Origin of the sequence: Amycolatopsis methanolica 239 (genome assembly GCF_000739085.1) — a bacterium.
Lineage (GTDB): Bacteria > Actinomycetota > Actinomycetes > Mycobacteriales > Pseudonocardiaceae > Amycolatopsis_E > Amycolatopsis_E methanolica.
Window position 1 is genome coordinate 6809913 of record NZ_CP009110.1, and the last position, 24547, is coordinate 6834459.

The 24547-nt window shown below is 70.9% G+C and carries 23 protein-coding genes and 1 tRNA gene; 9 read left to right on the forward strand and 15 right to left on the reverse strand.

The genetic code is table 11. The features are described 5' to 3' along the window. The first annotated feature begins 38 nt into the window (after positions 1 to 38). Entirely contained in the window at positions 39 to 1010 is a 972-nt protein-coding gene (locus AMETH_RS33270) for a metallophosphoesterase (RefSeq protein WP_017985514.1), read from the forward strand. A gap of 29 nt (positions 1011 to 1039) precedes the next feature. Further along, positions 1040 to 1113, forward strand: a tRNA-Pro gene (locus tag AMETH_RS33275). Positions 1114 to 1482: 369 nt separating this feature from the next. On the opposite strand, the gene AMETH_RS33280 is transcribed toward AMETH_RS33275, so the two are convergent. Beyond that, positions 1483 to 2229, reverse strand: a complete 747-nt coding sequence (locus tag AMETH_RS33280; RefSeq protein WP_017985515.1) for a class I SAM-dependent methyltransferase — start codon at positions 2227 to 2229, stop codon at positions 1483 to 1485. A 38-nt stretch (positions 2230 to 2267) separates the two neighbouring features. Here AMETH_RS33280 and AMETH_RS33285 point away from each other — a divergent pair, with 38 nt between their 5' ends. Next, the gene (locus AMETH_RS33285) at positions 2268 to 4097 is read left to right on the forward strand and encodes a S9 family peptidase (protein ID WP_017985516.1); all 1830 of its coding nucleotides are present in this window, start codon (positions 2268 to 2270) and stop codon (positions 4095 to 4097) included. Here AMETH_RS33285 and gad read toward each other — a convergent pair. The 4 genes from gad to AMETH_RS33305 all read right to left on the reverse strand — a co-directional run bounded on the left by gad (position 4094) and on the right by AMETH_RS33305 (position 7084). Beyond that, positions 4094 to 5485 carry a glutamate decarboxylase gene (gene gad, locus AMETH_RS33290; protein ID WP_017985517.1) on the reverse strand — a complete coding sequence of 464 codons (1392 nt, stop codon included), beginning with the start codon at positions 5483 to 5485 and terminating at the stop codon, positions 4094 to 4096. The genes AMETH_RS33285 and gad overlap by 4 nt on opposite strands. Positions 5486 to 5550: 65 nt before the next feature. After that, complete coding sequence (locus AMETH_RS33295; RefSeq protein ID WP_017985518.1) at positions 5551 to 6027, reverse strand: Dps family protein; 477 nt, start codon at positions 6025 to 6027, stop codon at positions 5551 to 5553. Positions 6028 to 6056: 29 nt separating this feature from the next. After that, positions 6057 to 6476 (reverse strand): organic hydroperoxide resistance protein, encoded by a 420-nt coding sequence (locus AMETH_RS33300; protein WP_017985519.1) that lies wholly within the window; start codon positions 6474 to 6476, stop codon positions 6057 to 6059. A gap of 65 nt (positions 6477 to 6541) precedes the next feature. After that, positions 6542 to 7084 (reverse strand): NADPH-dependent FMN reductase, encoded by a 543-nt coding sequence (locus tag AMETH_RS33305; protein ID WP_017985520.1) that lies wholly within the window; start codon positions 7082 to 7084, stop codon positions 6542 to 6544. 125 nt (positions 7085 to 7209) lie between these two features. Between AMETH_RS33305 and AMETH_RS33310 the strand changes: the two genes are divergently transcribed. Continuing rightward, positions 7210 to 8256 carry an alpha/beta hydrolase gene (locus tag AMETH_RS33310; protein WP_017985521.1) on the forward strand — a complete coding sequence of 349 codons (1047 nt, stop codon included), beginning with the start codon at positions 7210 to 7212 and terminating at the stop codon, positions 8254 to 8256. Positions 8257 to 8319: 63 nt separating this feature from the next. On the opposite strand, the gene AMETH_RS33315 is transcribed toward AMETH_RS33310, so the two are convergent. From AMETH_RS33315 to AMETH_RS33330, 4 genes are all read right to left on the reverse strand, one after another. Further along, positions 8320 to 8826: a hypothetical protein gene (locus tag AMETH_RS33315; RefSeq protein ID WP_017985522.1), complete on the reverse strand. Its 507-nt coding sequence runs from the start codon at positions 8824 to 8826 to the stop codon at positions 8320 to 8322. Between the two features lie 562 nt (positions 8827 to 9388). After that, the gene (locus AMETH_RS41130) at positions 9389 to 9682 is read right to left on the reverse strand and encodes a hypothetical protein (protein ID WP_017985523.1); all 294 of its coding nucleotides are present in this window, start codon (positions 9680 to 9682) and stop codon (positions 9389 to 9391) included. A 383-nt stretch (positions 9683 to 10065) separates the two neighbouring features. Next, positions 10066 to 11508 (reverse strand): catalase, encoded by a 1443-nt coding sequence (locus AMETH_RS33325; protein WP_017985525.1) that lies wholly within the window; start codon positions 11506 to 11508, stop codon positions 10066 to 10068. Then, a complete protein-coding gene (locus tag AMETH_RS33330) occupies positions 11505 to 11954 on the reverse strand; it encodes a Fur family transcriptional regulator (protein ID WP_017985526.1) in 450 nt (149 codons plus the stop codon). The genes AMETH_RS33325 and AMETH_RS33330 overlap by 4 nt, the downstream gene beginning before the upstream one ends. 170 nt (positions 11955 to 12124) lie before the next feature. Here AMETH_RS33330 and AMETH_RS33335 point away from each other — a divergent pair, with 170 nt between their 5' ends. Together AMETH_RS33335 and AMETH_RS33340 are read left to right on the forward strand one after the other, a co-directional pair. Next, on the forward strand, positions 12125 to 13312 hold the full coding sequence (locus AMETH_RS33335) for an MFS transporter (protein WP_017985527.1): 1188 nt from the start codon (positions 12125 to 12127) through the stop codon (positions 13310 to 13312). A gap of 59 nt (positions 13313 to 13371) precedes the next feature. After that, positions 13372 to 13932, forward strand: a complete 561-nt coding sequence (locus tag AMETH_RS33340) for a P-loop nucleotide/nucleoside kinase family protein (RefSeq protein WP_017985528.1) — start codon at positions 13372 to 13374, stop codon at positions 13930 to 13932. Here AMETH_RS33340 and AMETH_RS33345 read toward each other — a convergent pair. The 5 genes from AMETH_RS33345 to AMETH_RS33365 form a co-directional block, all read right to left on the reverse strand. Further along, complete coding sequence (locus tag AMETH_RS33345; protein WP_017985529.1) at positions 13929 to 14801, reverse strand: aldo/keto reductase family oxidoreductase; 873 nt, start codon at positions 14799 to 14801, stop codon at positions 13929 to 13931. The two genes, AMETH_RS33340 and AMETH_RS33345, sit on opposite strands and share 4 nt — an antisense overlap. A gap of 108 nt (positions 14802 to 14909) precedes the next feature. After that, entirely contained in the window at positions 14910 to 15263 is a 354-nt protein-coding gene (locus AMETH_RS33350) for a hypothetical protein (RefSeq protein ID WP_027933536.1), read from the reverse strand. An 18-nt stretch (positions 15264 to 15281) separates the two neighbouring features. Continuing rightward, positions 15282 to 17630: an SdrD B-like domain-containing protein gene (locus tag AMETH_RS33355; RefSeq protein WP_223843002.1), complete on the reverse strand. Its 2349-nt coding sequence runs from the start codon at positions 17628 to 17630 to the stop codon at positions 15282 to 15284. 127 nt (positions 17631 to 17757) lie between these two features. Next, positions 17758 to 18825 carry an aspartate-semialdehyde dehydrogenase gene (locus AMETH_RS33360; RefSeq protein ID WP_017985532.1) on the reverse strand — a complete coding sequence of 356 codons (1068 nt, stop codon included), beginning with the start codon at positions 18823 to 18825 and terminating at the stop codon, positions 17758 to 17760. Between the two features lies 1 nt (position 18826). Then, positions 18827 to 20089 (reverse strand): aspartate kinase, encoded by a 1263-nt coding sequence (locus AMETH_RS33365; RefSeq protein WP_017985533.1) that lies wholly within the window; start codon positions 20087 to 20089, stop codon positions 18827 to 18829. 122 nt (positions 20090 to 20211) lie between these two features. Here AMETH_RS33365 and AMETH_RS33370 point away from each other — a divergent pair, with 122 nt between their 5' ends. Together AMETH_RS33370 and AMETH_RS33375 are read left to right on the forward strand one after the other, a co-directional pair. Then, positions 20212 to 21414 carry a mannosyltransferase family protein gene (locus tag AMETH_RS33370; RefSeq protein ID WP_017985534.1) on the forward strand — a complete coding sequence of 401 codons (1203 nt, stop codon included), beginning with the start codon at positions 20212 to 20214 and terminating at the stop codon, positions 21412 to 21414. Further along, positions 21414 to 22004: a nitroreductase family protein gene (locus tag AMETH_RS33375; protein WP_026153597.1), complete on the forward strand. Its 591-nt coding sequence runs from the start codon at positions 21414 to 21416 to the stop codon at positions 22002 to 22004. The genes AMETH_RS33370 and AMETH_RS33375 overlap by 1 nt, the downstream gene beginning before the upstream one ends. A 149-nt stretch (positions 22005 to 22153) precedes the next feature. Here AMETH_RS33375 and AMETH_RS33380 read toward each other — a convergent pair whose 3' ends face one another. Continuing rightward, positions 22154 to 22540 carry a hypothetical protein gene (locus tag AMETH_RS33380; RefSeq protein ID WP_017985536.1) on the reverse strand — a complete coding sequence of 129 codons (387 nt, stop codon included), beginning with the start codon at positions 22538 to 22540 and terminating at the stop codon, positions 22154 to 22156. A gap of 214 nt (positions 22541 to 22754) precedes the next feature. Here AMETH_RS33380 and leuA point away from each other — a divergent pair, with 214 nt between their 5' ends. After that, a complete protein-coding gene (leuA, locus tag AMETH_RS33385; protein ID WP_017985537.1) occupies positions 22755 to 24530 on the forward strand; it encodes a 2-isopropylmalate synthase in 1776 nt (591 codons plus the stop codon). Positions 24531 to 24547: the final 17 nt, after the last annotated feature.

Here is a 24547-nt window from a genome sequence, read left to right on the forward strand (position 1 = left end):
GTGCCCGGGGCGCCCCGCCGACCCGTATCCTGGGCTGTGTGAGCACGGTCCGTGACAGCCAGAAGCTGACAGCCAAACGCCTCGCCGCCGGGACGGTCGCTCTCGGGGCCGCCGCGTTCGGGTACGCCTCCGGCATCGAGCGGCGGCACTACGTGCTCCGCACAGCCGAACTGCCCGTACTGGCGCCCGGCGCCCAGCCGATGCGCGTCCTGCACATCTCCGACCTGCACATGCTCCCCGGGCAACAGGCCAAACAACGCTGGGTCGCCGCACTCGACCGGCTCGAACCCGACCTGGTCGTCAACACCGGCGACAACCTCGCCCACCCCAAAGCCGTGCCCGCCGTGCTGCGCGCACTCGGCCCACTCCTCGAACGCCCCGGCCTGTTCGTGTTCGGCAGCAACGACTACTACGCGCCCAAACCCAAGAACCCCGCCCGCTACCTCATGCCCCGCGGCAAGAAGAAGCGCATCCACGGCCGGAAACTCCCGTGGCGCGACCTGCGGGCCGCGTTCCTCGAACACGGCTGGCAAGACCTCACCCACGTCCGGCACACCCTCACCGTCGCCGGGCAGACGGTGTTCGCCGCCGGCCTCGACGACCCCCACCTTCGCCGCGACCGCTACGGCGAGATCGCCGGCCCCGCCGAACCCGCCACCCTCCGCCTCGGCGTCGCCCACTCACCCGAACCACGCATCCTGGACCCCTTCGCCGCCGACGGCTACGACCTCGTCCTCGCCGGCCACACCCACGGCGGCCAACTCCGCATCCCCGGCATCGGCGCCCTCGTCACCAACTGTGAGCTGGACCGCAGCCGCGCCAGGGGCGCGTCCCGCTGGGGAGCCCACATGTGGCTCCACGTCTCCGCCGGACTCGGCACCTCCCCCTACGCCCCGGCCCGCTTCGCCTGCCCACCCGAAACGACGCTGTTGACCCTGGTAGAACGCGGCCGGACCACGCCGAACACAACGAAGGCCACCCCCCGCAAATCCCCCCGCGCCATCCGCTAAACTCTTCTACGACCCGCTAAGCAGTACATCGGGGTGTGGCGCAGCTTGGTAGCGTGCCTCGTTCGGGTCGAGGAGGTCGTGGGTTCAAATCCCGCCACCCCGACGGAAGATCCGGAGATCCCCTGTCCGCCGAAATAAGGCGGACGGGGGATCTTCTTTTGTGTTCTCTGGGGGTCGAACCCCCAGACCCCCGCCAGGGGGCAAGCCCCCTGGACCCCCCGCGGCGAAGCGCGGGAAGATCGGGTGCCGCGTGTGGCGCGTGTCGCGGAGCGACATCCGCGCCGGAACCCGCCGGGTCGGCGCAGCCAGCCTTTAATCCCGTCGAGAACCGGCGGCCGTGTGCGTGGCTGTGCCCACTCCACCAACCACACCCCCTCCGGGACCGGTCCCCAGCCTTCTTCGAGATCGGGGCGGGTGGGGGTGCCGGGCGTAGCGGAGCGAAGCCGGCGCCCTGCAAGAACCCGCGTAGCGGCTACTTGATCGCCACCAGCTCGACCCAGTACTGGGCGAATTCGCCGTCACCGGCGTGCGACCAGGCCCAGGCTGAGCGTGCGGCCGAGGCTAGTTGGTCCCGTTCCAGTGGGGAGGCGCTCAGGGCGGCGTCCAGGCGGGCCTCCACGTAGCGCGCCAGCTGGCGGTAGCTCATGTCCGAGCGGAAACGGCCGTGCGTGCGGATGTCGCGAAAGCCGGCCGCCGCCACCCATGACGCGATGTGCTTGCCGGCGAACGGGTCGCCGCCCGCGCGGCGGAGCAACAGGTAGTGGCCTCGTAAGGCCGCGGCCACGTTCGCGGTGCCGGGGCGCAGGCGGGCGCGCGACCAGTCCGAAGTGGACAGCGCGACGGTGCCGCCGGGGCGCAGGACCCGGCGGATCTCCGCCAGCGCGTCCACCGGACGGGCCAGGTGCTCGAACAACGCGTGCGCGAACACCAGGTCCACGCTCTCGTCCGCCACCGGCAACGCGTACACGTCCCCGGCCGCGAACTCCACTTTGGACGATTCCGGGAACTGGCCCGGCTCGCGGTCCACGCCGAGCACGTTGCCCCGTCCGGCGATCGTCGCGAAGCCCGCGGTGATCGTGCCGGGTCCGCACCCCACGTCGAGCACCCGCATGCCCGGCCGAAGCAGTCGCAACACGTATTCGGCACGGTCGGCTGCGGTGCGTGACGCCATGACCGACAGCGCGTCCTGCTCGAACCCGGGCGCGTATCCCTCCAGCACACGCACACGGTACGGGCAGGAGCTGGCAGGATCGAGGGGTGACTACCCAGCACCCGCCCGCGAACATCCCCGACCGCCTCTTCGACGACCCCGAGGCCGAGGCCCGCTGGCGCGCGCGGTTCCACGCCCCGCGCGTGTCGGTGCCGGACTGGTCCCTCGACGCGCCGGACCGCAACATCTACGTCTCCAACGCCAGCGGCGTCTGGGAGGTCTACTCCTGGGACCGCGCCACCGGCGAGCACCGCCAGGTCACCGACCGCCCCAACGGCACCCTGCACGCCACCACCGCGCCCGACGGCAGCGCCATCTGGTGGTTCAACGACACCGACGGCGACGAGTTCGGCACCTGGATGCGCCAGCCGTTCGACGGCGGCCCCGCCGAGCCTGCCCTGCCCGACGTGCACGCCGGCTACCCGGCCGGGCTGGAGATCGGCCACCGCGTCATCGCCAGCGGCGTCTCCACCGACGACGGCAGCGAACTCTTCGCCACCCGCGACGGGCAGACCACGCGCTTCTACTCCAGCGAACAGGACGCCGGCATCGCCGCGCTGTCCCGCGACGAGACGCTGCTCGCGATCTCGCACGCCGAGCACGGCGACTCGCGCCACCCTGCCGTCCGCGTCCTGGACACCACGGGCTTCGACGCCGTCGCCGACAAGTGGGACGGCGAGGGCAAGGGCCTCACGCCGCTGGAGTTCTCGCCCGTCGCCGGCGACCAGCGGCTGCTCGTCCTGCACGAGCGCCGCGGCCGCGAGGAGCTGCTGATCTGGGACGTCGCCGCGGACACCGAGCGCGAGCTGGACCTCGGCCTGCCCGGCGAGGTCGTCGCCACCTGGTACCCGAAGGCCGACGCGCTGCTCGTCGTGCACTTCCACGAAGCCCGCAGCAGCCTGTACCGCTACGACCTGACGACCGGCGAACTGTCCGCTGTGGACACGCCTCCCGGTCGTATCGGCGGCGCCGGGGTCCGCCCGGACGGCACGATCGAATACTCCTGGTCCAGCGCGGCCGAGCCGGCCATCATCCGGGCCCGCGCGACCGACGGCACCGACACCGTGCTGCTCACCCCGCCCGGCGACCCCGCGCCCGGTTCGGCGCCGGTCACCGACGCGTTCGTCGAGGGTGCGGGCGGCCGCATCCACGCGCTGGTCGCCCGCCCGCTGAACGCGCCGGACGGGCCGCTGCCCACGGTATTCACCCTGCACGGCGGCCCGCACGCGGCCGACGAGGACCGCTTCTCCGCCTACCGCGCGGTGTGGCTGGACGCCGGGTTCGCCGTGGTCGAGGTCAACTACCGCGGCTCGACCGGGTACGGCTCGGCCTGGCGCGACGCGATCGAGGGCCGCCCCGGCCTGACCGAGCTGGAGGACGTCGCCGCGGTGTACGACTGGGCCGTCTCCAGCGGCCTGAGCGACCCGGCGCGGATGGTCGTCTCCGGCGCCTCCTGGGGCGGTTACCTGACGCTGCTCGCCGTGGGCACCCAGCCGGACCGGTGGGCGGCCGGGGTGGCGAGCGTGCCGGTGGCCGACTACGTCGCCGCCTACGAGGACGAGATGGAGCAGCTGCGCCAGTTCGACCGGGCGCTGTTCGGCGGGTCGCCGGAGGACGTGCCCGCCGTGTACCAGGAGTGCTCGCCGCTCACCTACGTGGACGCGGTGAAGGCGCCGCTGCTGGTGCTGGCCGGCGACAACGACCCGCGCTGCCCGATCCGGCAGATCGAGAACTACCTTGAGCGGCTGGCCAAGCGGGACCTGCCGTACGAGTTCTACCGCTACGACGCCGGCCACGGCTCGCTGGTGATCGCCGAGACGATCAAGCAGACCGCGACCGAGGTGCACTTCGCGATGAAGGCGGTCGGCCTGGCCTAGTGGTGGAAGGCCGTGCTGGTCGCGGGCTTGTGCTGGGGACGGTCCTGCTCGGCGAGTTCGGGCAGGACCCGCTTCAGGTCCTCGACCAGCAGGTCGGCCAGGTCGTGCGTGAAGCCGTTGCGGCACACGATCCGCAGCACGGCGAGGTCGGTGCGGTTCTCCGGGAACGTGTAGGCGGGCACGAGCCAGCCGCGTTCCCGGAGCCGCCGGGACACGTCGAACACGTCGAAGCCGGTCACGTCGTCACGGGTGGTGAACGCGAACACCGGCAGCTGGTCGCCGCGAGTGAGCAGCTCGAACGGCCCGAGCTCGGCGATCCGCCCGGCCAGCCGGGTCGCGACGTCGCGGCAGGCCTGCTGCACGATCCGGAACCCCTCACGGCCCAGCCGGACGAAGTTGTAGTACTGCGCCACCACCTGGGCGCCCGGACGGGAGAAGTTGAGCGCGAACGTGGGCATGTCGCCACCCAGGTAGTTCACGTTGAACACCAGCTCGGACGGCAGCGCGTCGCGGTCCCGCCACAGCACCCAGCCGACGCCCGGGTAGACCAGCCCGTACTTGTGCCCCGAGGTGTTGATCGAGGCCACCCTGCGCAGGCGGAAGTCCCACTCCAGGTCGGCGTCGAGGAACGGCGCGATCATCGCCCCGGACGCGCCGTCGACGTGCACCGGGATGTCCCAGCCGCGCTCGGACTGCAACCGGTCCAGCGCGGCGGCGATCCCCGCGACCGGCTCGTAGCTGCCGTCGAAGGTGGAGCCGAGGATCGCGACCACGCCGATCGTGTTCTCGTCGCAGCGCGCGACGGCCTCCTCCGCGGTGAGGTGGAAGCGGTCGCCGTCCATCGGCACCAGCCGCGGCTCGACCTCCCAGTACTCGCAGAACTTCTCCCAGCAGACCTGGACGTTCGCGCCCATCACGAGGTTCGGCCTGCCGGTCCGGCCCAGCTTGCTCCAGCGCCGCTTGAGCGCCATCCCGGCAAGCATGCACGCCTCGGACGAGCCGGTCGTGGAGCAGCCCATGACCGCCGCCGGGTCCGGCGCGTGCCACAGGTCGGCCAGGATGCTCACGCAGCGCCGCTCGAGCTCCGCGGTCTGCGGGTACTCGTCCTTGTCGATCATGTTCTTGTCGGCGCAGTCGGCGATCAGCTCGCGCGCCTGCGGCTCCATCCAGGTGGTGACGAACGTCGCCAGGTTGAGCCGCGCGTTCCCGTCGAGCATCAGCTCGTCCCGCACCACCTGGAGCGCGGTGTCGGCGGGCAGGGTCTCGTCGTTCAGACGGCTGCGGGGCGGCGTGTAGGTCGCCGCCAGCGCCGGACTCGTCACCGCGTGCAGCGGGTTGCTCCCGCCCGGCCGGTCGTCGGCTCCCCGTTCACCCGCGTGCAGCACCATGAGCCGAATCTAGCCCGCAAAACGGGCCCCGGAGCGCATTCCGGGGCCCGTATCGTGAATTCGGGTCAGGCGGTCTGCGCCTGCCACATCCAGTGGGCCTTCTCCAGTTCGTGCGTGATCTCGATGAACAGGTCCTGGGTGACCAGGTCGCTCTTGTCCGTCTCGTCGATGCGCTTGCGCATGCGCTGGATCAGGTCGGCGAGGATCGCCACGATGTTCTCGATCGTGGACTCGACGCTCTGCCAGTTGTCCGGGTAGTCGGGCAGGCCGGAGCTCTCCACGACCGTCTTGGCCTTGCCGTTCGGCGAGATGCCGATCGCGTTGGCCCGCTCCGCGACCTCGTCGACGTAGTTCCGCGCGGTGCTCACCAGCTCGTCGAGCTGCAGGTGGACGCTGCGGAAGTTCGACCCGACGACGTTCCAGTGCGCCTGCTTGGCGATCAGCGACAGGTCGACCAGGTCGACCAGCGCGGCCTGCAGCGCGTTACCGGTGATTTCTTTGTCGGCGGGGCTGAGCGGGCTCTGGATGGGTGCGTTCGCCATCGAAAAATCCTCCTTGTCGACAACTCTTGTCAGGTCGTCGCGGTGATCTCGACCTGGATGTTTCCCCTGGTGGCGCGAGAATAAGGACACACCTGGTGGGCCTGCGCCGCAAGTTCGCCCGCCTTGTCCTGCTCCAGACCGGGCAGGTGGGCCACGAGCTTGACGGCCAGTTCCAGGCCGTCGCCGTCGCGGCCGATGCCGACCTCGGCGGTGACGGCGGAGGAGTCCACCCCGACGTCGGCCTTGCGCGCCACGAGCTGCAGGGCGCTATGGAAGCAGGCGGCGTAGCCGGCGGCGAACAGCTGCTCCGGGTTGGTTATCTCGCCGCCCGGCCCGCCCATCTCCTTCGGCACGGCCAGGCGTTCGTCGATGACGCCGTCGGAGGAGGTGACCTCCCCGTTCCGACCGTCACCGCGAGCGGTCGCGACCGCTGTGTAGACCGGTTCCACGTGTTCCCCTCCGCAGACGGCAGGTGTCAGCGGGTGGATACCCCGTGGCCGGGAGGATGAATCCTCTAGCGGCGGCGGGCGAAGTCCACGACCTGCCGCCCGATGAGCTGCAGCGTCCGCACGGCCTTGTCCTCGGAAGCTCCGCCGACCTCGTCGAACTTGACCTCGGCGGAGTTGATCGACCCGCCGAGTGGCGTCGGCCACCCGCGCAGCGCGTGGGTGATGGTCCGCAGCTGGTCGAGGGTGGTCACCGCGGCCTGCCAGCCGTAGGCGACCGCGGCTAGCCCGACCGCGCGGCCGTCCAGGTAGGGGCGCTCGTCGGGCCGCAGGTCCTCCACGTAGTCCAGGGCGTTCTTGATCAGCCCGGACAGCGCGCCGTGGTAGCCGGGCGAGACGATGACCAGCCCGTCGGCCTGGCGGATCGCCTCGACCAGGCGGACCGCCTGCGGGGTCCGGTCCGTGATCGCCGAGTCGTAGAACGGCAGCACCAGGTCGTCACCCGTGAGGGCGAGCGTCTCGGCCCCGGCCGCCGCCGCGCTGTCCAGCGCGATGCGCAAGGCGCGCTCGGACTGGGAGCCCGGACGCAGGGAGCCGCCGATACCGACCACGTTGACCGCCGCACTAGTCACGTTTTCGAGGCTAACCCCTCCACCTAAGTGGAGGACCAGCATCTGGGACGGAGGCGGCCGTCACACCTACCCAGTTTGCCTACCAGTGAGTAACCTCTGTCACCATGGCGACCTCACTGCAGAGCCGCGTGGAAGCCGCCGCGGCCCAACTGATCTTCGGGCTCCCGGAGCCCCTGCGCCGGTTGATCGCCGGGCGCCCGATCCGGCTGGACGGGCAGGAGCTGGCGCTGGACGCCCAGTTGCTGCTCCGCCTCCAGCAGCTGAACCGGGTCAGCATGAGCGCGGGCACGCCAGAGGTCGCCCGGCAGCGGATCCTCGACTCGGGGCACCTGGTCAGCGGCAAGCCGATCGAGCCGGTGCGCACGCAGGAGATCGTGATCCCGGCCGAGCACGGCCCGCTCCCGGCGACGCTCTACGTGCCGGACGGGTTGCCGTCGCCGTCGCCGCTGCTGGTGTTCTTCCACGGCGGTGGCTGGGTGGTCGGCAGCCGCGCGAGCCACGACAACACCGCGCGTTACTTCGCCAAGCACGCGGGCGTGCGGGTGCTGTCGGTCGAGTACCGGCTCGCGCCCGAGCACCCGTTCCCGGCGGCCCCCGAGGACGCCGTCGCCGCGTTCGGCTACGCCCACGCCAAGGCGGCGGACCTGGGCGTGGACCCGGACCGGATCGCGGTGGGCGGGGACAGCGCCGGCGGCAACCTCGCGGCGGTGACCGCCCAGGTGACGACCGCGCGGGGCGGCCCGGCACCGGCTTTCCAGCTGCTGCTCTACCCCGGCGTTGACGCGAGCACTCGCCGCCGGTCGCGGGAGATCTTCGGCAGCGGCTTCTTCCTCACCGACGCCGACATGACGTGGTTCATCGACCACTACGCACCGGCCGGTGTGGACCGCACCGATCCGCGCCTGTCGCCGCTGCTCACCGAGGACTTCACCGGGCTGCCGCCTGCCTACGTCGCCACCGCGGGGTTCGACCCGCTGCGCGACGAGGGCGAGGAGTACGCGGCCAAGCTGCGGGAAGCGGGGGTGCCGGTCACGTTGAGCCGCCAGCGCGACCTGATCCACGGTTACGTCAACTTCCTCGGGGTCGGCAGGCGGTTCCGGGAGGCGACCTCGGAGGCGGCCGGCGCACTGCGCGTCGGCCTGCGGGCGTAAAAAAGACCGGGATCCGATGTGGACGTCCACATCGGATCCCGGTCCCCCCTGCCGGATTGCTTGTCAGGCCACCGGAACCGGCACCGGAACCGGAAGCGGCGGAGCCGAGCCGAGCAGCGACGCGAGCAGGCTCGTCACTGTCTTCAGCAGGTTCTTGAGCAGGTTGCTGACGATGTCCAGCGGCGGCGGCAGGTCCGGGATGTCCGGCACCGGCGGCAGCTGGCGGACCTCACCCGCCTTCGAGGGATCGGCCAGGACGCGGCTCGCCTGGGTGGCGTAGTCGTTGCCGGTCGCGGCGACCTGTTGCGCGTCGGACTGGATGGTGTACTTCTGGCCCGCGGCGACGTCGCCGAGCACTGGGCTTATCTGGCCGAGCGAACGCTGGGTGGCCGGCACGTCTCCGGCGTAGGCCGCCCTGGCGAGCTGGTCACGCAGCTGGAGGACCTGTTCCGCGGCGGCCTGCGTGCTGGACGTCCCCTTGCCCCCGGCCGCGGCCACGCCTGCGCCGGACACCGCCAGCACGCTGCCGGCCACCGCCACGGCGATGATCCGGGCGAACTTGCCTAACATCTCCCTACCTCCTGGCCTCGGTGGACCTGTCAGGAAATGCGTACCCGCCGTGTTGATCTCCCACCACTCGACACCCGAAGACGGCGGTTTCCAACGCTCACGGGCCGAATCGGTTCCGGACTTGAGACCCGCATCTGATGAACAATACCTTCGCCCGATTGATCAAGACCTTGACGACCGGGGTCGCGCAGCGTGTGCAGTTCACCCGCAAGAACCCCAAACTCACTCAACCAGATGCAAAACACGGCACCGGGGCCAAACGAAAGCCGGCAACGTAGGAACGCCGACTACCCCAACCAGACCTCCCCCGTCCCCGATCCACAGCCCGATCTCTGGTCGGCGACTGAAACACAATCAGGGAGAGGGGGCGGGGGTGGTCGGAAGGTGACCTTTCCAGCGCCGTTAAGGCGCAGTTTTGCGCCACAGCGCGGGTTTAAAGATCAAAAGAGTCCTCGCCGGACGGGCAGGCTCCGGGATGACCACCCAACTACCTTGGGTTCCGCGCAACGAAAAGCCGGGCTCCGGTGTGGACAGATCTCCCCGGAGCCCGGCTTTTGCTTTCTCAGGCGGCTGGAACGGTGAGCGCCGGCGGGGAGGCGCCCGTCAGCGCGTTCAGCAGTTCCATGAGCTTCTGGATCAGCGTCTTCAGCAGGTCCGCCACGATGTCCAGGGGCGGCGGCGGGTTCTGCAGCGGCGAGGCCGACGGCGTCTGCTCGACTGTGCTCGCCTGGGACGGGTCGGCGATGATCCGGCTGGCGGTCTCGGCGTCGTTGTTCGCGGACGCGGCGGTGTCCCTCGTGTCCGACTGGACGGTGTACTTCTCACCCGCGGCGAGGTCGCCGAGCAGCGGGCTCATCTGGCCGAGCGCCCGCTGCGTGCCGGGGACGTCGGCCTAGCAGGCCGAGTCGACCAGCTGGGTGCGCAGCCGCGGCAGCTGCTCACCGGCGGCCTGGGTGCTGGAGGTGCCCTTCCCGTCGGCCGCGGCGACAGCGGCTCCGGTCAACGCCAGAACGCTGCCTGCCACCACCGCGGCAACGACCCGGGCGGAACTTGCCTCTCATTCCCTACCTCCTGTGTGGGTGACCTGACCCGGGCGTGAAGTACCAACCTCGTCGCCGGTGAATCGCCGCGCCACCCATTCCGGGAGTGTTCACCACCCGTCTGTGCAGGGGGCCCCGATACGAAAGCGGCCCGGTGAGCCACAAAGGACTCACCGGGCCGCTGCTCCGTGGTGGGAGGTCACTTGCCGAACGCTTCGGCGACCTTGTCGCCGAGGGTCTTGTCGACGTTGCGCCAGTACTCGAACACGCGCTCGAGCACCGGCTCGGACACGCCCTTCTTGGCGTGGCCGATGATATTGCTCGCGAGGCGCTCCCGCTGCGCGGCGTCCATCACCTTGCGCACCAGCGTCCCTGCCTGGCCGAAGTCGTCGTCCTCGGCGTGCAGGCGGTAGGCGGAGCGGATGACCTCGTCAACCACGCCGTAGGACGACACCGTCTCGCCGGCGTAGGCCGCGTCGGCGTGCGGGCCGCCGAACGAGTTCGGCGCGTACACCGGGTCGCCCGGGTTCTGGTAACGCATCGCGCCGTCCCGCGAGTAGCTGTTCACCGGCGACTTCGGCGCGTTCACCGGCAGCTGGGCGAAGTTCGCGCCGATCCGGTAGCGGTGCGCGTCCGGGTAGGCGAACAGGCGACCCTGCAGCATCTTGTCCGGCGACGGCCCGATGCCCGGGACCATGTTGGCCGGCGAGAACGCGGCCTGCTCGATCTCCGCGAAGTAGTTCGACGGGTTGCGGTCGAGCACGTAGCGGCCGACCTTGATCAGCGGGTAGTCGCCGTGCGGCCACACCTTCGTCAGGTCGAACGGGTTGAAGCGGTAGTCCGCCGCTTCCTCGTACGGCATGACCTGGACGTAGAGGGTCCAGCTCGGGTGGTCACCCCGCTCGATCGCGGTCCAGAGGTCGCGGATGTAGTAGTCGGCGTCCTCACCCGCGATGCGGTCCGCGTCGGCCTGCGTCAGGTAGCCGATGCCCTGGTCGGTCTTGAAGTGGTACTTCACCCAGAACTTCTCGCCGCCCGCGTTCTCCCACAGGTAGGTGTGCGAGCCGAACCCGTCCATCTCGCGCCAGTTCGACGGGATGCCGCGGTCGCCCATCAGCCAGGTGACCTGGTGGGCCGACTCCGGGCGCAGGGTCCAGAAGTCCCACTGGATGTTGTGGTCCCGCAGGTGGTTGTCGGCGCGGCGCTTCTGCGAGTGGATGAAGTCGGGGAACTTGATCGGGTCCCGGATGAAGAAGACCGGCGTGTTGTTGCCGACGATGTCGTAGTTGCCCTGCGTGGTGTAGAGCTTCACGGCGAACCCGCGCGGGTCGCGCCAGGTGTCGGGCGAGCCGTTCTCGCCGGCCACCGACGAGAAGCGGATGAGGCTCTCGGTGCGGGTGCCCGGCTGGAAGACGGCCGCCTTGGTGAACTGGCTGACGTCCTCGGTGACCTCGAGGAACCCGAACGCACCGCCGCCCTTCGCGTGCACCACGCGCTCCGGGACGCGCTCGCGGTTGAAGTGCGCGTTCTTCTCGATGAGGTAGTGGTCCTGCAGCAGGATCGGGCCGTTGGCGCCCAGGGTCAGCGAATCGTTGTCGCTGGCCACCGGGATGCCCACGTTGTTGGTGGTCGGCTTCGTCACGCCGAGCCCTCCTTCTCGTGGTGGGTGGTGGAACAGGCGGGGCACAGGCCCCAGAAGACGACCTCCGCCTCCTCGACGACGAACCCGGCGGTGTTCGAGGGTTCGAGGCAGGGCGCCGCGCCGTGGACGCAGTCGACGTCCTCGGCCCGGCCGCAGCCGCGGCAGACGAGGTGGTGGTGGTTGTCCCCGGTACGCGTCTCGAACCGGGCCGGGTGCCCGGCCGGCTCGACGCGCCGCACCAGGTCCACGTTCGCGCAGGCGCCCAGGACGTCGTAGACCGTCTGGGTGGACACCGATCCGAGCACGTCCCGCACGCCGGCCGCGACCTGGTCGACAGTCGAGTGCGGGTGCCCGGCGAGCCACTCGAGGACGGCGGCCCGCGGAGCGGTGATCCGCAGGCCGACGGCCTTGAGCTGGTCCCGAACGGGGGTGGTCTGGTGCGTCATCGACAACCACGATGTCGCCTAATCTGGAACGAGTCAAGATAAAAACTGGAACGAATCCGGAAAACTGCCCGAGTGGGTGAGGCGACGAGTTCGGCAGGGAAGCGGTGCTGTCCGTCTCCGAAGTGGCAAGCGGCGCAAAAGGAGTTGCACGGCCGTGCCAGAGTGGGAGCATGTCCCTCCAGCCGTATCGCCAGGTGCTCGCCCTGCCCGGGGTCCGCACGGCGATGCTGCTGTTCTTCTTCACCCGCCTGCCGATGACCGCCACCGGGATCACGCTGACCCTGCACGTCGTCAGCGACCTCGGCCGCGGGTACGGCGAGGCGGGTCTCGTCGGGACCGCGACGATGCTGGGCAGCGCGCTCGGCGCGCCGGTCGTCGGCCGGATGATCGACCGCTACGGGCTGCGCGCGGTCACCTCGGTGTGCGGCCTGACCTCCGCGGCGTTCTGGCTGGCCACCCCGCACCTGCCGTACGCGGCGCTGCTCGTGACCGCGCTGCCGGCGGGCGCGCTCGTGCTGCCGGCCAGCTCGATCGCCCGCCAGGTGCTGACCGCGCTGGTGCCGCCTGAGTCGCGGCGCTCGGCGTACTCGCTCGACTCGATCCTGCTGGAGACGAGCTTCATGGTCGGCCCGAGCGCGGGCATCGCCGTGTCGACGCAGCTGTCCTCGACCGTCGCGCTGAGCGGTATCGGCGTCTGCTTCGCGCTCGGCACCCTCGCGCTGTGCTGGTTCAACCCGCCGATCCGGCACGAGGCCGAGGCGGTCACCGCCGAGCGGCCGCCGATGCGGGAGTGGCTCACCCCGCGGCTGGTCGGCGCCCTGCTGGTCGCATCGGGGGCGCTGTTCTGCCTGATGGGCACGGAACTGGCGACGCTCGCCGCGCTGCGCGCCACCGGCGAGGTGGGCTGGACCGGCGTGGTGATCGCCGTGATGTGCGTCGCCTCGGCGGTCGGCGGGATCGTCCACGGCGCGGTGCGGAAGTCGCTCTCGCAGGCGCGGCTGATGGTGCTGCTGACCGTACTCGTGATCCCGGTCGGGCTGGCCGCCGGACTGCCCTGGTGGCTGCTCGCGCTGGCCCTGGTGCCGACGAACCTGGCCTGCGCGCCGACGCTCGCGTCGACCGCCGAGGAGGTCACCGGCCTCGCACCGCCACGGGTGCGCGGTGAGGCGATGGGCCTGCTCGACGCCGCCACCCGGCTCGGCATGGCCGCGGGCAGCCCCGTGGTGGGGTTCGTGATCGACCACACCGGCCCCGGCTGGGGCTTCGCGGCGGCGGGCCTGTCCGGGCTCGCCTTCGCCGCGGTCGCGTTCGGCCTGCGCCGCCGTTCGGCCCGGGTACCGGCTGTGGCGCCGCTGTGAATGACCGGTTTGACCTATAAGTGCGGAACGCGGGTGGCGTGATCACGCGTTGGCCCGGTATGGACAGCACAGCCGGCGCCACCCTGCAGATGACGATCGAACCGCGGGCGCTGCTGGTCATCGCCGGGCTGCCCGGTTCGGGCAAGAGCACACTGCTGCGCAGCACGCAGGCCAGCCGCCCGGTCGAGGTGCTCGACTCCGACCAGATGCGCGACCGGCTGGCCGCCGCGCTGCCGCCCGGAACGCCGTACCGCCGCTACCGCCCTGCGGTGCACGTCCTGCACCGGCTGCGGGTGGTGCTCGCCGCGGTCCGCACGCCCGGCCCGGTCGTCGTGCACGACCCGGCCACCGGCGCGGCGACCAGGGCGTGGCTGATGCTGACCGGGCTGCTCACCGGTCGGCGGCGGCACCTGCTGTGGGTGGACTGCACCCCGGAGGAGGCGCTGGCCGGGCAACGCGCGCGCGGCCGGGTGCTGCGGACGGCGTCGTTCTGCCGCCACCTGCGCCGCCTGCCGCGGGTCCGCGCCCTGCTGGTCGAGGGGCGGCCCCGCGGCTGGAACGAGACCACGGTCGTCGACAGGGAGACGGCGGGCCGTGGTCTCCACCTCGTGGTGCGTTAGGCGATCGCGTCGAGTTCGCTGATCGCGTCCGCCGGGAGGTCCAAGGACGCGGCGGCCACGTTCTCCCGCAGGTGGGCGAGCGACGACGTGCCCGGGATCAGCAGGATGTTCGGCGACCGCTGCAGCAGCCAGGCCAGCGCGACGGCCATCGGGGTCGCGCCGAGGCGAGCGGCCACCGAGTTCAGCACCTCCGACTGCAGCGGCGAGAACCCGCCGAGCGGGAAGTACGGCACGTACGCGATGCCCTGCGCGGCCAGCGACTCGACCAGCTTGTCGTCCTCGCGGTGGGCCACGTTGTAGGCGTTCTGCACGCACACGACCGGCGCGATGGACTGCGCCTCGGCGACCTGCTCGGCGTTCACGGTGCTGATGCCGAGGTGCTTGATCAGCCCCTCCTGCTGCATCTCGACCAGCGCGGCGAACGGCTCGGCGATCGACCCGGGCACCGCGGAGTGGCCGTCGTCCCCGCCGCCGACGCGCAGGTTCACCACGTCGAGCGCGTCCACGCCGAGGTTGCGCAGGTTGTCGTGTACCTGGGCGCGCAGCTGCTCCGGCGAGCGCTGGTGCACCCAGGCGCCCTGGTCGTCGCGCACCGCGCCGACCTTGGTCACCACCACGATCCCGTCATAGGGGTGCAGCGCCTCGCGGATGATCTGGTTCGTCACGTGCGGACCGTAGAAGTCGGCGGTGTCGATGTGGTTGACACCCAGCTCGACGGCTTCGCGCAGGACCGCGACCGCGGCGTCCCGGTCGGCGGGCGGCCCGAACACGCCCGGCCCGGCCAGCTGCATCGCGCCGTAACCCAGGCGCCCGACGGTGAGCCCGTCTGCGAGGGTGAACGTGCCGCCGGCCAGTGTGTTCGCTGTCATGGAAATCCCTTCTCGGCTTGTTCCGGCTCCACGATCCCCCGCGTGCCGCGGAACAGGCAGAGCCCCGCCGATCCTAGGAGTCCCGGGGACAGCCGGCCTGCCGCCGCCTCACGTGCAGGCCTGACGCAGCCGCTCCAGGTTGGCGGTGTTCGTCTGGACCCAGTCGTTCACGTCGGACAGGCCCTGCGACTTGCGCTGCTCCAGCGCGACGTAGGAGTCGGCGATCGCGAACAGGTTCTGCTGCAGCGTCTGGTCGGCCACCTGGTTGCCGAGGTCGCGCAACTCCTCGGCCTTCTGCTGCGCCTGGGCGGACACCTCCTGCGCCGAGGCGTACGGGTTGAGGTTCGCCAGCCCGAGGGCCTGCGAGCACGCGCTCACCCGGTCCGCCGTCTCCGCGGCCTCCGCACAACCGGCCAGCACGACCGCCATCCCGACGACTCCGAGCACCCGCAGAATTCTCATAACGCCCAAACTACCGGTTCACGCTCCCGGCTCGGCGGCCTTCCACCAGCGCACCCCGACGACGGCGCCGATCACTGCCACGACCCCGAACAGCACCCACCCGACGGGGAACCCGCCGCCGCTCGGGGCCTCCTGCGCGGCCGGCACGCCCGCCGGACTGGCACTGACCAGGCCGATCCGGACGGACAGGTCCTCCCGCGGCTTCGGGCCGACGGTCACCGGCCCGGCGCAGCCCGGGTCGCCGCCGGTGCCTGCGATCCGGAAGCCGCGGAACTCCTCGGCGAGGCCGGTGAGGTCAAAGCACACCCGGTACGAGCCGTCGGGCAGGTCGTCGAGCAGGTAGGAGCCGTCCGCGGCGGTGCGGGTGGCCGCCACCGGGCGCCCGCCGGCGTCGGCCAGCGTCACCGGGACGCCCGCCGCGCCGGGCTCGCCCGCGTCCTGCGTGCCGTTGCCGTTGCGATCCACCCACAGCAGGTCGCCGAGCCGGTTGCGCGCGGGCGACAACCCGATGCCGATGGTGCTTTCGTCACGGTGGCCGACCCCGAGGGCGACCGGCGGGGCGCACCCGCTCGCCAGGTCCACATCGGAATCCTTTGTGGACTCGCCGGCGCGCGGCTTGGTGAACTGGTACCCGGCGACCGGCGCGGGCAGCGCGGCGCGGTCGACGCACACCTGGTAGGCGCCGTCGGGGATCCCGGTGAACTGGAACCGGCCGTCGGCGCCGGTGGTCGTCGACGCCTCCTCGCCGCCGCCGGCGCGGAGCAGCTTGACCGGCACGCCGCTCGGGCCGGACTCGGTGGCATCGGCGATGCCGTTGCGGTTCGTGTCCGCCCACACCCGGTCGCCGATCCGGTTGGCAGGCGCGGACAGCCCCATGTTCAGCGCGGTGTCCTCGCGCTTGCCAAGGCCGAGGGTCACCTGCGGGGTGCAGCCGGTCGCCGGGTCGGCGCCGGAGACCTCGCTTCCCTCCACCGGTGTGAAGTCGGCCGCGGCCTGCGGCAGGTTGGCCAGGTCGAAGCACACCGCGAACGAGCCGGACGGCAGGTCGTCGAAGGAGTACTTCCCGTCCTGGCCGGTGGTGGTCATGGCGAACTGGGTGCCGTCCGCGCCGCGCAGCTTCACCGGCACCCCGGCGATCCCCGGTTCCAGCGCGCCCGGCCGACCGTCGCCGTCGACGTCCTGCCAGACCAGCGCGGCGATTCGGTTGACCGGCGGCGCGAGGCCGGCGTCCATCGTGAAGTCCTGGGTGCGGCCGGGCGTCAGCTCGGTCGGCGCGGTGCAGCCGGTGGCCGGGTCGGGCGCCGAGTCCTGGCCCGGCGTGCCCGCGCGCTGCCTGGTGAGCTGGTAGTCGCCGTACTGGGGCGGGAGCTTCGCGGTGTCGAAGCAGAGCTGGTAGCTGCCGTCGGGCAGGTGCGAGAACTGGTACTGGCCGTGCGGTCCGGTGCTGGTCCCGGCGACCGGGGTGCCGTCGGCCTTCTGCAGCCGCACCCCGACGTCGGCGATGCCGGGCTCGCCCGGGTCCTGCAGCCCGTTGCGGTTGATGTCGGCCCACACCAGGTCGCCGACCCGGTTTAGGCCGCCGACCACGCCCGCGTCCACGGTGTGGTCGACGGAGCCGGGCGGCCCGATCGCGACGCGCACCGAGCCGTTCTCGGGGTCCACATCGGAATCGAGCGACTGGTCGCCCGCGTGCGGGACGGTCCACTTCAGACCCTCGACTGGCGGGGATCCGGGCAGCGGACCGGTGTTCACCCCGCTGAAGTCGAACCGCAGGGTGTAGCAGCTGTTGGGTTGCAGGCCCTCGGCCGGGCCGAACAGGTAGCGCCCGGCGCCGTCGGTCGTCTCCTCCGCCAGCGGCGCCCCGCCGCCGTCGCAGCCCAGCAGCTGGACCCGCACCCCAGGCAGCGGCGGCTCGTCGCCGTCCTGCACGCCGTCGCCGTCGGTGTCGAACCACGTCCGGTCGCCGAGCTGCACCGGGCCGTCCATGCCGCCGACGCCCATCGTGAGCGTGACGGCCTTGCCGCCGCCGACGTCGACGAACTCGGTCAGGCTGGCGCGGCTCTGGTCCTCGGCCGCCGGCTTGACGTCCGGCATGGACGCCGGGATCGAGGCGTCCACGCGGTACTTCCCGCCGGACAACGTCGCGGTCGTGAGCTGCGCCGCGCCGTCCGGCCCGGTGACGCCGCTGACGCTGGCGCCACTCGGGTCGGTGGCCACGACGAGGATGCCGCCGACCCCGGTCTCACCCCGGACGACCCGCACCGTGAGCGGGCCGTCGGTGTCGTCCGCGGTCGCCACGAGCAGGGGTGTGCCCATGCCGAGCACCGCCACCGCGCACACGAGCGCGGCCAGGACATGCCTTGTCACCGCGAGCTCCCCGACTTCTCCCTGCCATTGACTCGGCCCACCCTAGAAGCGCGCCGACGTCGGATCAGGGAGAAGTTGCCTCACTGTCGAGTGAATTCAGGGAGGCCGGGGCAACTCTGCGTGGTCGTCAGTTGAACTCGGGAGCCAGCTGCTCGGCGATCTCGTACGTGTTCAGCGCCGCGCCCTTGCGCAGGTTGTCCCCGCACACGAAGAAGTCGAGCGTGTTCGGGAAGTCCAGCGCCTGGCGCACCCGTCCGACGTACGTCGGGTCGCCGCCGACGACCTCGGCGGGGCTCGGGAACTCACCGTTGGCCGGGTCGTCGACCAGCACGATCGACGGCTGCGCCGCGAACACCTTGTGCGCGGCCTCGACGGTGACCTCACGCGCGAAGGTGGCGTGCACCGCGAGCGAGTGCGTGGTGACCACCGGGACGCGGACGCAGGTCGCGGACACCTTGAGGTCCGGGATGCCGAGGATCTTCCGCGACTCGTTGCGGACCTTCAGCTCCTCGGAGAACCAGCCGTCGCCCTTGTAGGAACCGGCGGCCGGAACCACGTTCAACGCCAGCGGGGTGCCCGCGAACGGGGTGTCCGACAGCGGCAGGCCTGCCGCCTCCAGCGCGGCCCGCACGTCGCCGGCCTTCGCGCCGAGGTCCTTTCCGGACACCGCGGCCAGTTCGGCCTGCAGCCGGTCGATGCCGGGCTGGCCCGCGCCGGACGCCGCCTGGTAGGAGGCGACCACCAGTTCGGTCAGGCCGAACTCGCGGTGCAGCGCGCCCAGCGCCGCCATCATCGACAGCGTCGTGCAGTTCGGGTTGGCGATGATGCCGCGCGGCCGCTCCCGCACCTTGTCCGAGTTCACCTCGGGCACCACCAGGGGCACGGCGTCGTCCATCCGGAACGCGCCGGAGTTGTCGACCGCGACCGCGCCGCGCTCGGCCGCGATCGGCGCCCACTCGGCGGACACCTCGTCCGGCACGTCGAACATGGCGACGTCGACGCCGTCGAAGGCCTCCGGGGACAGCGCGATGACGGTCAGTTCCTCGCCGCGCACGGTGATCTTCTTGCCCGCCGACCGCGGCGAGGCGATCAGCCGGATCTCACCCCACGGCACGCTCTCGCGCCCGTTGATGATGTCGATCATGACGGTGCCCACCGCGCCGGTCGCACCGACCAGAGCCAACGTCGGAGCCATTTCAGCGACCACTCCCCGCGTACACGACGGCTTCCTCGTCGCCGCCAAGTTCGAATGCCTCGTGGATCGCGCGCACCGCGTCGTCCAGCTGCGCGTCGCGGATCAGGACCGAGATCCGGATCTCCGAGGTGTTGATGATCTCGATGTTGACGCCGACCTTGGCCAGCGCCTCGCAGAAGGTCGCGGTGACGCCGGGGTGCGAGCGCATGCCCGCGCCCACCAGCGAAACCTTGCCGACCTGGTCGTCGTAGAGCACGGAGTCGAACTCCAGCTCGCCCTTCAGCTTCTCCAGCTCGGCGACGGCCTTCGGACCGTTCGCCTTGGACAGCGTGAAGGTGATGTCGGTGCGGCCCGCGGTGTTGGAGACGTTTTGCAGCACCATGTCGATGTCGATCTCGGCGTCGGCGATGACCCGGAAGATCCGCCCCGCGGCGCCGGCGTGGTCCGGCACCCCGGTGACGGTGACCTTCGCCTCCGACCGGTCGTGCGCCACACCGGTGATCAACGCTTGTTCCACGGGGATCTCCTCAATCGAACCGGCCACGGTGGTGCCCGGCTTGTCGCTGTAGGACGAACGAACCCGGATCGGCACGCCGTAGCGGCGGGCGTACTCGACCGAGCGCAGGTGCAGGATCTTCGAACCGCTCGCGGCGAGTTCGAGCATCTCCTCGTACGGGATGGTGTCGAGTTTGCGCGCGTTGGCCACGATCCGCGGGTCGGCGGTGTACACACCGTCCACATCGGAGTAGATCTCGCACGCGTCCGCGTTGAGCGCCGCGGCCAGCGCCACCGCGGTGGTGTCCGAACCGCCGCGGCCGAGCGTGGTGATGTCCTTGGTGTCCTGCGCGACGCCCTGGAACCCGGCGACCAGCGCGATGTAGCCCTGGTCGAGGGCCTCGGTGACCCGGCTCGGTGTCACGTCGATGATGCGCGCGTTGCCGTGCACGCCCGTCGTGACCACGCCCGCCTGGGACCCGGTGAACGACCACGCCTCGAAACCGTGTGCCGAAATCGCCATCGCGACAAGCGCGTTGGAAATGCGCTCCCCAGCGGTGAGCAGCATGTCCATCTCTCGTTCGGGAGGCACCGGGTTGACCTGCTGGGCCAGGTCGAGCAATTCGTCGGTGGTGTCACCCATGGCGGAGCACACGACGACCACGTCGTTGCCCGCCTTCTTGGTGGCCACGATCCGTTCGGCCACGCGCTTGATGCGATCAGCGCTCTCCAGCGACGAACCACCGTACTTCTGGACCACGAGCGCCACTTGTCTGCCGACCTCCTATTTCGCACCTTTCGGAGCAGCCTACCGGGGGTTACGGCCCTGGCCACCCCGTTATGTGGCTCCGGCCACTGCCACTGGCCGGACTCGTGGGAAAATGACCAACCGTGCAGGGCAGCGGCCAAACCGTTCGGCGACCGGAGCAAGCGGCCCCTGGCCTGCTGCTGGACCTGGCGGACCGGATCACCAGACGCCGGGCGCTCCTGCTGCCCGCGGCCGTGTACCTCGGTGTGCGGGCGCTCGGTGTTGTGGTGCTCACGGTGTTCGCCGCGCTGCACGACACCGACCTGTTGTCTAAGATCGCCGCCTGGGACGGCCAGTGGTACCTCAAGATCGCGGCGTCCGGCTACGAACTCGAACCGACGACCGACGCGTTCGGACACCTGAACCCGCACACGCGGCGGGCGTTCTTCCCGGGGTACCCGTTCCTGATCCGGCTGCTGGCGCCCGCGCTCGGGTTTCCCGCGGCGGCGCTGGTGGTGTCGCTGGCCGCCGGGCTCTTCGCGGCGTACGGCCTGGCCCGGCTCGGCAGGCTGGTGCGCGGCGGCTCGCGCCGGGCCGGCTACATCCTGGTGGCCCTGTTCGCGGCGACGCCGATGAGCGTCGTGCTGACCATGGCCTACACCGAAGCGTTGTTCTGCGCGCTGGCGGTGTGGACGCTGGTCGCGGTGCTGGAGCGGCGGTGGGAGCCGGCGGGCGTGTGCTGCCTGGCGGCCGGGCTGGTGCGGTCGACGGCGCTGGCGCTGGTCGTCGCGGTGGTGGTGGCCACGCTGATGGCGTTGACGCGCCGGGAGGACGGTGGGCGTCCGCTCGTCGCGCTGGCGCTGGCGCCCGCCGGGTTGTTCGGTTACCTGTGGTGGACGGGGATGCGGGTGCGTCCGGAGTCCGGGTTCGAGGCCCAGCTGAGCACCTGGTCCGATCTGGAGTGGCAGGGGTGGCGGACCCGGTTCGACGGCGGGGTGTCGACGGCCCGGTTCGTGGCCGAGGTGCTCACGGGCAGCGATTCGGCGATGAGCGCGCTGACGGTCGCGGTGATCGCCGGTGCGCTGATCGGCATGGCGGTGCTGGCCCGGCGCGAGACGGTGCTGGTGGTGTACGCGGCCGGGGTGCTGGTGATGTGCCTGGGGTCGAGCGCGCTGATGCACGCCAAGCCGCGCTTGCTGCTGCCCGCATTCACGCTGCTGGTGCCGGTGGCGCTGGCGCTGGCCAAGCGGCGGACAAACACCGTGCTGTGGGTCTGCTCCGGGGTGGCGCTGGCGAGCGCGTGGTTCGGCGCGTTCGCGCTGACGGTTTGGCAGTATGCGATCTGATGCGAAAGCCAGCCGATTCCAGCGCGCCCCTGACCGACGTGATCGCGCAGCGGTGGAGCCCGCGCGCGCTCGACGAGACGCGGGAGGTGACCTGGGACCAGCTGCGCGCCCTGCTGGAGGCCGCGCGGTGGGCGCCGTCGTTCGGGAACACCCAGCCGGCGCGGTTCCTGGCCGGCCGCCGTGGTGATGCGACGTTCCGGCAGATCCTCGGCACGCTCACCGAGCGGAACCAGGCGTGGGCGCACCGGGCGGGCGCCCTGCTGGTCGGGATCGTGGTGGCGCGCAACGAAAAGGGCGAGATCCCGTACGCCGAGTACGGGCTCGGGCTGGCCGCGCAGAACCTCGTCCTGCAGGCCGTCGCGGAGGGGCTGGTGGCGCACCAGATGGCCGGCTTCGACGCCGGCGCCGTCCGCGAGCGGTTCGCGGTGCCGGACGGAGCGATCCCCCGGGTCGCGATCGCCGTGGGGCACGCCGGGGATCCCGCGGTGCTGGAGGTGGAGAAACTGATCGAGCGCGAACGGGCGGCCCGGAAACGGGTGCCACTGGGCGAGTTCGCCTACACCGGCGAGTGGGGCGCGCCAGCGTTCTAGCCGCAGGGGCCAGGCCCAGACATGGTCATCAGAGTGACGTCATCTCAGGTCAGGCCGCCAAGCAGGAGGGGAATCCCATACCCCCAGGCCGCGCCAGCTGCCCGCTGGAATCGACCGTTCTGACTCGTGTCGAACACAACGCCCGCGTTCTAGCTGACCGAGGCGCCGCCGATGCGGCGGACGATCCGCGCGACGATCGAGGAGACCACGAGCCAGAAGATCGCCGCGATGCCGTAGTTCACCAGAACACGCAGCTTCTCGTCGGCGGGCTCGAACAGGTCCTTGAAGCCCAGCGCCAGGCCGTCGGACCAGTCGCGCACGAACGAGACGATCCCGTTGTCCGGGTTGGCTCCGCCGACCACGAAGATCACGTGCAGCACCAGGATGAGCGCGAAGATCAGGCCGACCCAGCGGACAATCCCGGCGATCAGCCCGACCCCCTGGTCCTTCACCCGCCCCCACGGCACCTGGCGCTTGGGTCGCGGCGAGGCGTCTTCGTCGACGTCGCTCTTGCGCTTCTCGGCGTGCTCGGCCATGCCACCGAGTTTCCCACGCCGCGCCCGCCTTGGCTACCTGCCAGTAACCGACCGGGTCACTTTTCAACATCATCGTGGCCGGGCTACAGTGACTCCGTGGCGCGTGCTCTCCTGCTTCGCTGCCGCGACGGGGCCTGATCCTGACCGGCCCCCCGTCGCGGGGCTTCGTCACGCCGCCGGTCGCCCGAAAACCCGGCAGGAGAGTTTCCCAGCAATGACCAGCTCCGATCCGACCGTGAGCCGCATCCGCAAGCCTTCGCGTCCCGCCCCCGCCGACCAACCCGCGTGGAACCCGCAGCGCGGCAGCTCGATGCCGGTGCACCGCTACCAGCCCTGGTACAAGCTGGTGGAGAACATCGAACTGCCCGACCGCACCTGGCCGGACAAGCGCATTGAGCGCGCGCCGCTGTGGTGCGCGGTTGACCTGCGGGACGGCAACCAGGCCCTGATCGACCCGATGTCGCCGGCCCGCAAGCGCAAGTTCTTCGAGCTGCTGGTGCGCATGGGCTACAAGGAGATCGAGGTCGGCTTCCCGGCCGCGAGCCAGACCGACTTCGACTTCGTCCGCGAGATCATCGAGGACGGCGCGATCCCGGACGACGTGCGCATCCAGGTGCTGACCCAGTGCCGCCCCGAGCTGATCGAGCGCACCTTCCAGTCGCTGGAGGGCGCACCGCAGGCGATCGTGCACATCTACAACTCGACGTCGATCCTGCAGCGCCGCGTGGTGTTCCGCGAGGAGCGCGAGGGCATCAAGAAGATCGCGCTGCAGGCCGCCGACCTGGTGGTCGAGTACGCGCAGAAGTACTCCGACACCGACTTCCGCTTCCAGTACTCGCCGGAGTCCTACACCGGCACCGAGCTGTCCTACGCGGCCGAGGTGTGCAACGCGGTCACCGACATCTGGCAGCCCACCCCGGAGCGGCCGGTCATCCTGAACCTGCCGGCGACCGTCGAGATGGCCACGCCGAACGTCTACGCCGACTCGATCGAGTGGATGGGCCGCAACCTGGACCGCCGGGACGCGGTGATCCTGTCGCTGCACCCGCACAACGACCGCGGCACCGGCATCGCCGCGGCCGAGCTGGGCTACCAGGCCGGCGCTGACCGCATCGAGGGCTGCCTGTTCGGCAACGGCGAGCGCACCGGCAACGTCGACCTGGTCGCGCTGGGCATGAACATGTTCAGCCAGGGCATCGACCCGCAGATCGACTTCTCCGACATCGACGAGATCAAGCGCACCGTCGAGTACTGCAACCAGCTGCCGGTGCACGAGCGCACCCCGTGGGGCGGCGACCTGGTGTTCACCGCGTTCTCCGGCAGCCACCAGGACGCGATCAACAAGGGCTTCGACGCGCTGCACCGCGCCGCCGAGAAGGCCGGCGTACCGGTCGACGAGTTCCCGTGGGAGGTGCCCTACCTGCCCATCGACCCGAAGGACGTCGGCCGCAGCTACGAGGCCGTCATCCGGGTCAACTCGCAGTCGGGCAAGGGCGGCGTCGCCTACATCATGAAGACCGAGCACCAGCTCGACCTGCCGCGACGGCTGCAGATCGAGTTCTCGCAGGTCATCCAGCGCTACACGGACAGCGAGGGCGGCGAGGTCGACCCGCGCGCGATGTGGGACGCGTTCGCGAAGGAGTACCTGGAGCCGCAGACGCCGCTGCAGCTGATCAGCCAGCACGTCACCGCGAACGGCGACTACCAGCTGCGCGCCACGGTGCGCGTGGACGGCGAGGAGCAGGAGATCACCGGCTCCGGCAACGGCCCGATCGCCGCGTTCTTCGACGCGTTGTCCACCGTGGGCTACGACCTGCGGCTGCTGGACTACAGCGAACACACCCTCACCCCCGGCGACGACGCGAAGGCCGCCTCCTACATCGAGTGCGCCATCGGCGACAAGGTGTTCTGGGGCATCGGCATCGACCCGTCCATCGTGACGGCTTCGCTGCGGGCGGTCGTGTCCGCGGTGAACCGCGCGCACCGCTGATTACGCGAGAAGGCCGG